At 40.4% G+C, this 11,916-nt stretch carries 2 protein-coding genes; both read left to right on the top strand.

The genetic code is table 11. The features are described 5' to 3' along the window. The first annotated feature begins 5 nt into the window (after positions 1-5). Entirely contained in the window at positions 6-9,812 is a 9,807-nt protein-coding gene (locus tag MHN31_RS16770) for a non-ribosomal peptide synthetase (protein ID WP_239444829.1), read from the top strand. 27 nt (positions 9,813-9,839) lie between these two features. Further along, positions 9,840-11,916: condensation domain-containing protein (locus MHN31_RS16775; RefSeq protein WP_239444830.1), on the top strand; the 2,077-nt coding region annotated here is incomplete at its 3' end.

Consider the following 11,916-nt stretch of genomic DNA (forward strand, 5'->3'; position numbering starts at 1 on the left):
GTCATATGGATCATAATAATATTAATAATATGACGGCGCAGGAAAAGCGCGAAGCATTGGCAAAAATATTAAAGTCGAAAGTAGCTGCTAAATCAGTTTACCCACTATCAAGTGAACAGCTGTCTATGTGGTTTCAACAGAACCTGGATTTAACTAGCACTGCTTTTAATATTGCCTTGGCTTTTTGTCTTCATGGAAAGCTGAATAGACAAGCTGTTGTCAGCGCGGTCAATGAGATAGTGGCCAGGCATGATACCTTACGCTCAGTTATTTTAATGAAAAATGATCTTCCTGTTCAAAAGGTTCAGGATAAAAAAGATGTTGAAATCAAGATATCTAAGGCTGACTTTCGGGCTGAGGGTGATTGGCAGGAAAAGGTCTTAGCACTGAGTGCCAAACAGTCGCAACAACCATTTAATTTTGCCAAAGGCCCGCTTTACCGATTTGAGTTGGTTCAAATAGAAGAAGAGTTGAATGTCTTGCTTTTCACCGTTCACCATATCATTTTTGATGGTTGGTCCATTGGTGTCTTTCTTAAAGAGTTTTCAGATCTTTATGTTTCATATACGGAGGGAACTACTCCCAAGCTGGAGGTGCTACCAAAATCATTTGGTGACTTTGTGCGTCGTCAAAGAAAACGCTCTACGGATGCTGTTGTAGAAGAGCAGCTGAAATATTGGCAAAGTCGGTTATCTGATATTGAACCGACATTAGAGCTACCGACTGATCATGCAAGGCCAAGCATCGTTTCGACACAAGGCGCTATCGTTGAGTTACCTATCGACAGAGAGTTGACCAGCAAATTAGACAGCCTCGGTAAACGGCACGAGGCTACATTTTTTATGACAATGCTCGCCACATTTTACGTATTGCTGGGTAAGCTGTCAGGGCAAAAAGATATTGTATTAGGTGTTGCTACAGCTAATCGAAATGAACAGGATTCTTGGGGATTATTGGGGCTTTTCTCTAATGTTCTACCGATGAGAGCTAGCTTTGGCGAAGACCCTAGCTTTTTGAGTTTCTTGAATAAAGTTAAGCATCACTGTTTATCTGATTATGATAATGCTGATGTCGCGATAGCCTCGATAGTGGAAGCTGTCAACCCGGATAGAGATCCCAGTCGTAATATTCTCTTCCAGGCGGGTTTTGATTTTCAAAATACACCATGGCCGACAGGCAAGGTAACACAATATGTGACTTTGCTAAGTGGGGACAATGGTGCCTCTAAATTAGATTTAAACCTGAATGTCAGTAAGTTGGTTGATCGTTTAGTGGTTGCTTTTGAGTATAACTCGTCTTTGTTTTCACAGGACACAATGCAAAGCTTTGCCAGTTGTTATGAGCAATTATTGAAAAGTATTGTTGAAAACCCGAATAAGAAGCTATCTCAATTCGATATTATTTCTGATACTGGACGCGCTAAGGTGCTGGAAAGTGCGCGAGGAGAGTCTGCACTACCACGCTCACAAAACAGTGTATATGAACTTGTGTACGCCAGTATCAGTAGATCCCCAACTAAGACCGCAATCGTTAGTGGTGATGATAGCATCACTTATGCTCAGTTGGACCTGCGCATCAATCAACTTAGCCAACAATTGCAGGCTAATGGAGTGCGGCAACATGATCGAGTCGGCCTCTACTTTGAACGTTCTGTAGATTACATTGCAAGCTTGTTCGCAGTATGGAAATTGGGTGCATGTTATGTACCTTTAGACCCCAAATTACCTTTTACACGTATTGATTTTATTATTAAAGATGCGGGTATTTCACAAGTTCTGACAAATCATGAGCTTTCGCTAAAGTTGCAACAACATGAGATGCCGTGTGCTTGGTTAGTGGCTGATGAGGGACAAGAGAGTGGGTTAAGTTCGCAAGAGCAAATTTTCAATACAAGACCAGAAGACTTAGCCTATATTATTTATACCTCAGGCACGACTGGCACCCCTAAAGGGGTAATGATCCCTCATAGCTGTCTGTGTCATTACGCCCACAATGCCACAGAGAAGTTTAGTCTTAACAGCGAAGACAAAGTTCTACAATTTTCTTCTATTAGCTTTGACACAAGCTGTGAAGAAATCTTTCCGAGTTTAATTAGCGGGGCAAGTTTATACCTTCGAAACGAAGAAATGATTGCAACAATGGATCGCTTTTTGGACGAAGTTGATAGGAATAAACTGACAGTAATTAACTTGCCAACGTCATTCTGGAACGAGTTGGTTGCCTATCTGAGCGATGAAAGTGTTGCTCGTAAATTACCAGCCGCAGTCAAGTTAGTCATTATTGGTGGCGAAGCTGCTCCCCTTCATTTGGTGAATAAGTGGTTAGAGATGTTTGGCAAATCTGTCCGGCTGCTAAATACCTATGGACCAACAGAGACCACGGTCAGTGCGACGACTGCCGAACTTTCGGAGTTAGCAGTTGCAGGACAAAGCCTGGACAGGGTTCCTATTGGGCTGCCGAATGCTGGTATGTATGTCTACATTTTAGATGAATCTAATCAAGTACTGCCTCATGGGCTGTACGGGGAGATTGTCATAGGGGGGCCAACTGTAGGTAAGGGCTACTGGAATAGAACCGAGCTTACCGCTGAAAAATTCATTGATAACCCCTTTAATAAAGACTGTTCGTTTAAGTTATATAAGACTGGTGACTATGGTCGCTATTTGAATAATGGCCAAATTGAATATCGTGGTCGAGTTGACAATCAAATTAAGTTTAGAGGTTATCGCATTGAAACCTCTGAAATTGAGGCTATTTTGCTTCAACATCCTGCGATTACTCATTGTGCAGTACTCTTGCTCGAGGGAGAGGCGAGTCGATTGGTTGCCTATATTGCGCACAGGAGTAAAGAGGATAGTGAAAGCTTAAGAGCGTGGATGTCGGCACATTGTCCTGAATATATGATCCCTACTCAGTTTGTGTTTCTAGACAGTATGCCTCTCAATACGAGTAATAAGATTGATAGACAGAAGTTGATCCTTACCACTCCTGAAATGGGTCAAGAGTCAGAGCAACTAACACCACCCCGAAATTCACAAGAGTCAACATTATTGGGTATTTGGTGTGATGTATTAGGCCACAAGCAAATCGATATTAATGCAAACTTCTTTAAACTAGGCGGACATTCACTGCTTATCACAAAAATGTTGTCGCGTATAAAGCAGTTAATGTCAATACAATTACCTCTATCAAGTGTCTTTGTTGCCCCGACTGTAGCCCTATTGAGCGAATATATTACAGAGCATCGCCGCAAATCCGATAGTGATGAAGTTCAGCTACCTTTACAAAGAGTTGATAGGACCAAAGATGGCTATCAGTTGTCCTTTGCTCAAAGACGCCTTTGGTTCATTGATCAGTTAAATGGCAGCAGTTTACAGTATCAAATCCCCCAATTTATTAAAATTACTGGTGAATTTGATGAAGCGATTGCAGAAGTTGCATTTCAACGCATCATCGAACGTCATGAGTCTCTTCGTACCGTATACCAATTTGATGAAGAAACAAGGGAAGTTTATCAAAGCGTCCTAAAAGGAAGTGACTTCAAATTAACCAAAGTTAATTTACTCGATATGCCACAAGCGAACAGGCAGAAGGCGATTGATGAAGTCATAGCGCAAGACCTTAACAAGCCTTTTGCGCTTGATAGAGACCTTATGTTCAGGGCAACGGCTATTCGAACTGAAAAAGGTCAAGTTATCTTAGTTACCAATAGTCACCATATAGCTTCAGATGGCTGGTCTCTCGGGATAATCTATGCGGAATTTATTCAACAATATCAATCTGTCCTGGAAGGGAAAGTAGATGAAATACTACCTTTACCTATTCAATATATTGATTATGCTCATTGGCAAAACAAGTTACTGAGTGGCAAAGATACCAATAAGCAACTAGCGTATTGGCAAAATAAATTGAATAACATTCCAGTTGTTCATGAGCTGCCTCTGGACTATGAACGACCAGCACTGCAAACATTTAATGGTGATAGTGTAGAGTTTTTCATCAATAAAGCGACATTGGAACAACTCAAAAAGTTAGCAGTTGATAACCAAATGACACTATACATGGTGTTATATGCGGCTTTTTCAATTCTGATTTCTCGATATAGCAACAAGTCTGACGTTGTTATTGGCACACCTAATGCGAATAGAAGCCAAAAAGAGCTAGAAGCCATGGTTGGCCTCTTTGTAGACACTTTGGTTTTAAGAGTCGATTGTGACTCCAAGAAAAGTACGCAAGACTTTTTCCAAGAGGTAAAAAGTACAGTATTGGATGCTCATTTAAATAAAGATATTCCTTTTGAAATGATTGTTGAGCACTTAAATCCTGTAAGAAGTACCCAGTATTCCCCAGTTATTCAGATTATGTTTGGTTTGAATCTGGCTACAAATACTACTAGTAGTAATGAAGGTTTTTCATTTGAAAGGTATGAAGAAACGGATGTAAGTCATTCAACTGCGCAATTTGATCTTAGCCTTGACGCTAATGAAGTTCATGATGGGGTAAGTTTCAATTTTGAATACAATACGGATTTGTTTTCATGTGAAACAATAACAAGGATGAGCGAACACTATCAAAATATTTTGAATTGTTTGCTAGGTTCTGCTGAAAGTTTGCTTGATATTAAGATGTTAAGCGATACCGAAGAACAAAATTTGTCTAAGCGCTTGAAAGGCTCGCTGTTGACCACTGATAAAAATTCTAGTGTTTGTCAGTTATTCGAAAAAATTGCGATGGATAAACCTGATAGTAAAGCGGTTGTTTATCAGGGTGAAACAGTTTCTTATAAAGAAGTAAATGATAAGTCCAATCAGCTAGCTAGATATTTAATCTCGACCAATGAAACTGGTAACGAAGTATTGGTTGGAGTATGTTTAGAGCCCTCTATTGATTGGGTAATAACTGTGCTTGCGATTTTTAAAGCTGGTGGAGTTTATTTTCCGATTGAAGCAAACCAACCAGAGCAAAGAAAATCAAAGCTACTTCGTCGCGCAGCGCCTAATTTACTTGTCGTTCATGAAAAAACAGCTGATGACTTCACGAATAATGATACATGCCGAACTCTAAATTTAAATCTCATCGAAAAAGAGGTGGAAGCTGAGTCTGTCTCAAATCTTGAGAATAGTAAAAAGGATTTAGAACAACTGGCATATGTCATTTTTACTTCAGGAAGCACTGGCGAACCAAAAGGGGTAATGGTTGAGCATAAAGCACTTGCGATGCATATTACGGGGATGGTTGAACAGTACCAGATAACTAACAGTGATCGCATATTAAGTTTTTCCTCTATTGGGTTCGATCCTTCCTTGGAACAGCTGTTTATGGCGTTAGCAAGTGGTGCTTGCTGTCATATTTATGATAAATCGGGCATGGTTAAGAGTCAGATTGACCCTTTGAATTATATATTTGACGAAAGTATCACAGTTGCGGATCTGCCACCTGCATTATTGATGCAAACTCTGACCGAGGGTGAGTGGTCGAATATTATCAGACAGAGTCAACTAAGACTTATGTTTGTTGGCGGAGAGGCTGTACCAAAAGCTCTGGTAGAACAGTGGTATGCGCAGCAGTTTTCGTGTCTGCTTATTAATGCTTATGGGCCGACTGAGGGGGTGATCACGGCAATATCAGGTGCAATGTCTGATAGGGTTACACTTGGTGAGTTCGGTCCCAATCGCAATGGCTATATTTTTGATTCAGAGCTGCGCCCAGTGCCATTAGGGGTTGTCGGTGAGTTGTATATTGGTGGTGGGTGTTTAGCTCGTGGTTACTACCAAAATACCGAGTTAACATCGGCTAATTTTATTGATAATCCAAACAATACCCAAGTACAAGAGAGACTCTATCGCACCGGAGATTTGGTGAGACAAACTGCTGATGGAGCATTACATTACGTAGGGAGAGTTGACGATCAGGTGCAGCTCAATGGGATTCGAGTAGAGCTATCGGAAGTTGAGTACAATTTAACTCAACTGGAATGGATTACGTCAGCAGCCGTTATTTTGATGAGAACCGATAATGCGTCTACTGATGGAAAGGGCTTGATTGCTTACATTTGTTCCGAGGCATCGGATTTAAATTCTCATGAGCTCACTGAGCAAGTGAGAATGCAGCTCAAAGGCTCTATTCCTAATTATATGATACCTGCGATTGTCATCGCTGTTCCCTCCTTACCGATAAACTCCAATGGTAAAGTAGATAAAATGGCGTTGCCAGATCCTAGCGGCTTTAAGGTATCGATAAATGCAAACTTACCACTGAGTGACAGTGAACAGTCACTTGCTGAAATCTGGGCAAAGCTGCTAAATATTTCGGTTGAAGAAATTAAACAGGACTCTGATTTCTTCATGTTAGGGGGGCATTCATTACTATCATTAAGGTTAATAGGGGAAATCCGCTCAACCTTCAATGTGGAGATATCAATAATAGATATTTTTGAGTCATCATCATTGAAGGAGATGGCAGATAAAATTATAAATTCAGGGTGTAAACCTATTCGCTCTCCAATCACCCCAAGAGCTGAGGAGTATGAGCGTATTCCAACCTCTTTTTCTCAGCAACGCTTATGGTTTATTGATCGGTTTGAAGGTGGAAGCGCGCAATTTAACATGCCATCTGCATTTAAGCTAAAAGGGATTTTTAATCATGAGGTTGCTGAAAAAGCTTTTCGTGAGTTAATCAATAGACATGAAATACTTCGGACAGTATATGTTGATAGTAACTATGGTGTTGAGCAAAAGGTAATATCGAACCAGTGTTTTGAATTTTATCGGCAGGATCTTTCTTTTTTATCAGCCGAGAAGCAGCAAGAATTAATCAAGTTTGCAATAGAAGATGATATTCAGTATGAGTTTAACCTTGCTGAAGACTTAATGATAAAAGTTACTATATTAACATGCTCAAGTGTTGATACCGTCATCTTGATCAATGTGCACCATATTGCAGCCGATGGTTGGTCTCTAGATCTTATTTTTAATGAGTTTGTCAATAACTATAATGCTCTCTTGTCTAACGACTTTCATCAACTTCCACCTCTGGAAATTCAATATGCTGACTTTGCAATTTGGCAGCGTAGTTGGCTGGAAAGTGCAGAGTACTTTGAACAGCTGGATTATTGGAAGAAAGCGCTGATCGATTTACCTCCGGTACATTGTTTACCGCTTGATAGAGAGCGACCCGACAGCCAATCTTTTAATGGCGATAGTCATCGTTTTGTATTAGATGAAAAAATATCTAAGGATTTAATCGCGTTTGCTCAAAAGAATAATATAACCTTGTTTATGTTAGTTCATGGGCTATTGGCGATATTGCTTGCCAAGCATAGTGGGCAGAAAGATATTGTTATTGGCACGCCAGTTGCCAATCGTGCACAAAAAGAACTTGAACCAATGGTTGGTTGTTTCATTAATACATTGGTTTTACGTACGCAAATTGAGGAGCGGGCTAGCGTACGCGAATATTTTCAGAGTGTTAAGTCTGTAAACCTGAATGCGCTGAAGCACCAAGATATTTCATTTGAGCATTTGGTTGAACAAATAAACCCAGTGCGTGATGTGCGTTATTCACCCTTATTCCAAATTTTATTAAATTTAGAATCTAAAGTGCATAGTCACCAGGCGAGAATGACTGGGGTTGAAGTTGAGAACATCAATGATGCGAGTGTAAATGCAAAATATGATCTTAGTCTCAATGTGACACAAGAAGAGAAGCTTGTTTTCGATTTTGAATATAATACAGATTTGTTCGACCGGGACACGGTCATTAGGTTTGGGCTTCACCTTGATTCTCTGGCAAAAAGTGTCTTGAACTTCAGTGAGGGTAAGTTATCTGACTTAGTTATGCTGACATCAGCAGAGCAATATGATCTGATTAGCACACTCAACTCTGCAAAGAGCGAAATAGATACAAACCAATCAATTATTTCTTTACTTTCCGCTCAGCTAGCGAAAACTCCTGACCATATAGCAGCAGAGTTTAATGACACAGCAGTGACTTACTCTGAGCTACATGAACGAGTTGAGCAAACCGCTATATTACTGCGAAGTAAAGGTGTACAAAAAGGTGATTTAGTTGGCTTATACATAGATCGTGGCATCAACATGCTAGTGGGATTGCTGGGGATTCTTAAAGCGGGCGCTGCCTATGTACCATTAGACCCTAAGTTTACCAAGAAACGCATAGAGTACATAATTCAAGATAGTGGGCTTCGGGTTACGTTGACCAGCTTATTAAGTGAAGATTATCAATGGTTAGCCGAAAGCAGTGAAGTTATACATATCGAAGATAGTATAAATTCAGAATATCAACCTAATGATATAAATCAAGCTAGAGCTGAGGAACCGTCTGCAAGTGATTTGGCTTACTTGATTTATACATCGGGCTCTACCGGAAAACCTAAAGCTGTAGCGATAGAGCATGGAAATGCTACTGCTATGATACATTGGGCTTCAAAATCTTATACTCAAGATGAATTGAAGTCGGTGCTGGCATCGACTGCGTTGAGCTTTGATTTATCTGTTTTCGAGCTACTGGTGCCTATATGTAATGGCGGCAGTGTTTGTATCGTATCCGATGCTCTGTCGTTAATTGACGCTCCATATGATCATATTACTCTTATAAACACCGTGCCGTCTGTTGGCAGAGCATTGTATGAACATAATGCGCTTCCGAAAAGTGTAAAAGTCATTAATTTGGCTGGTGAAGCGCTACCACCAGTATTGTTGCGAGATTTACTTGCACTTGAGGGGGAGAGGAGGGTGTGTAACCTGTATGGCCCCTCTGAAGCGACGACCTACTCAACTTGGGCTAGTTTTGATAAAGCAACAGAAAATACAGTCCCTGTCGGTAAGCCAATCAATGGCACTCAAGTTTATATTACGGACATTTTTGGTCAATTAGCTCCAAAAGGAAGCATTGGTGAATTATATATTAGCGGACTGGGTGTTGCCCGTGGATATTATAATCGACCAAATTTAACTCATCAGAGTTTTACTGTTGATCGATTTAATCGTAAGTATTCACAAGCAATGTATAAAACTGGTGATTTGGTTTGTTGGTCAAAAGATGGACAGTTGGAATTCAAAGGGAGAAATGATGACCAGATTAAGTTCAATGGTTTTAGGATTGAAGCTGGAGAAATAGTATTCCAGCTTGAAAAACATGCTCACGTTGTCTCTGCCGTGGTTGTTAAAAAGAACGTTTCGAAACTTGATGACAAGCAGCAGAGTTCCAATGTGCTCCTGGTTGCTTACATTCTCATTGCTGACCATGCGGCTGTTAGCAATGAACTTGTGATAGAAGAGTTGAGGGCTCAGCTTAAAGATACCTTACCCTCTTACATGATTCCCAGTACGTTTGTTGTATTGGAAGAGCTTCCTCTTACGCTGAATGGAAAAGTAGATAAAGCAGCATTACCTGAACCTAATTTGACGCAATCAATAGATAAATTGATTGCGCCTTCTACGGTTACAGAAAAGTTTCTTGCTGACGCATGGAAAGCTGCATTAGGTGTTGATGCCATCGGCATTGACCAAGACTTTTTTGCACTCGGAGGGCATTCACTTTTAGCCGTCAATATGCTGTCTGAATTGGCAAATAAGTTACAGCTTGAAATTCCATTGAAGTCGTTTTTTGCTAAGCCGACCATCGAAGGGTTAAGTAGCGAATTGATTTTGTTATGTGGCGGTGCAGAAATAGCTGAAGCGCTAGTTGAAGCCTATCTACATATTGCAAATCTGTCTGATGCTGATGTGAATAGTTTAATTACTCATCATGGTGAGGAAGAGAACATATCACCGAACAGTGTTGTTAAATAGATATCATGTAGGGTAAGGAATACTATTATGGCTAACAGAACATCCGACGTTTCACCTTTATCACCTGAACATGAGCTGTTATTTACGAGAATTTTAGAAAGTAAAGGTATTTTTATAGGTGCAGGTACTCAGCTTCAATCTAGTCGGGGTACAAATAACTTAGCGCTGTCTTTTTCTCAACAGAGAATGTGGTTTATCGACCAGTTAAACCCTATGTCGAGTGCTTATAATATTTCTCAAGTTTTCTATATTAAAGGTGAGCTAGATATTGCTGCGTTGAACAAAAGTCTAAATAGCGTAGTTGAACGGCATCATATTTTAAGAACACATTATTCAGAATTTAATGGGGAACCATATCAAAAGGTTGCTGACTTTTCAGGGTTTAAACTAAAGCAAAAAAGTGTAGAGAATATCCCGCTTGAGTTGAGAGAAGAAGAGTTAAGGCGTCAGGTAGAGAAAGAAACAAATCAGCCTTTTGATATTAGTAGCGGGCCAGTTATTAGGGCAACGCTTACACAGTTTAAAGAGAATGAACATGTACTGCATATAGTAATTCATCATATTGCTGTTGATCAGTGGTCGCTGGACTTAATTGGTCGTGAGATCGGCACGCTGTATGGCGCATTTATAGCTGGAAAGGAGAGTCCATTAGAAGACTTACGCTATCAATATGCAGATTACGCACAATGGGAACAAAAAACGGTGAATCAGCAATATTTAGCTGAGAGTCTCAATTATTGGAAACATAAGTTAAGCGACCCACCCGAGAAGTTATCACTGGGCCGTGACTTTGAGCCACCGACAAACAGAACTCGTAGAAGTGCGAACGTCTCTTGTGTACTTCCAATTGAAATAGACAATAGAGTTACAACGTTAAGCCAGCAGACAAATGCAACTCCATTTGTTGTCTACCTTGCATGTTTTAAAGCAATACTGTCTTTAATTAGTAAAAAACACGACATTATAGTTGGCACGCCAGTAAATAACCGAAGAGAAGAAGCCCTGGAAAATGTCGTAGGTTTTTTTGTTAATACACTGGTTTTACGCAGCTCTGTTGACTCTAGTGCAACGTTCCATGCGCTAATTGACAGTGTCAATGACTCTGTGCTTTCGGCTATTTCACATCAAGACTTACCTTTTGAACAATTGATCAATGAACTAGATATTCAACGTACTGACGACGAAATACCGTTGGTAAATGTAATGTTTATTTCTATTCCTTCTCAACAAGAAGCGTTCTCACTGCATGGGCTTGAAGTTGAAGAGGTTGATCATTCTTTATCGACAACAAAGTTTGATCTGGTTTTGCAAGTGGAGGCTAGAGATTTTGGAGTCGTTGTTAGTATTCAATATGATGCAGAGTTGTTTTGTGAAGCAACAGTGCAGTCTATATTGGCAAGGTACAGCTCACTGCTTTCGGAAGTATTATGGCAAGACGAGGCTTCTTTGACCCAGTGTTGGAATAATGTGGAGGAAAAAGGAGCAGGATCACATTATGACAATGCTGAGAAAGTGGCAGAACTTCATAGCTCAACAACTGAGAAAATCAGTGAAATAAGGCAAAGTTTGGGGGGCGCTCACTTGCGTGGCGATGAAATCGCTGAAATAGAAAAATGTTTGGATGCGAGTGAGTTACTAAATGATGTTCAAGTTATTCCTGCAAGTATTGAGAGCCGTAAAGGCCTAGTTGCTTATTTCGTATTAAGCCATGGAACTGGCTATTCAGATGATGAAGCTATCCCGTTATTAAGAGAGCGTCTAGAGCGAAGGATCCCTCATCATATGATACCGGCGGTGTTTGTAGGAGTGAGTCAACAGTGGCTCGATCAAAGCCGCAAAGACAAAGGGAAAACAGAAGCGACTTTGGACTTGTCGGGTTTAGCGACAGTTTGCACCTTTGCAGCTCCAAGGTGTGACGTGGAGCGTCAGATTCAAGCGTTGTGGCAAAGTAAGCTCCAGCTTGAACGGATCAGTATTTATGATGATTTCTTTGCACTGAAAGGTGACTCTTTGCTGGCGATGCAAATTGTCAGTGAGATAAGCCAGTGTTTTGATGCTGATTTGAATATGAGCCACTTTTTCATTGAGCCCACGATTGCCGGAG

Source organism: Pseudoalteromonas sp. McH1-42, assembly GCF_022347845.1.
Classification (GTDB): Bacteria; Pseudomonadota; Gammaproteobacteria; order Enterobacterales; family Alteromonadaceae; genus Pseudoalteromonas; species Pseudoalteromonas rubra_D.

What these genes read in the sequence shown, in the direction of transcription:
- MHN31_RS16770 (WP_239444829.1), top strand. Translation starts at nt 6, where the DNA reads ATGGATCATAATAATATTAATAATATGACGGCGCAGGAAAAGCGCGAA.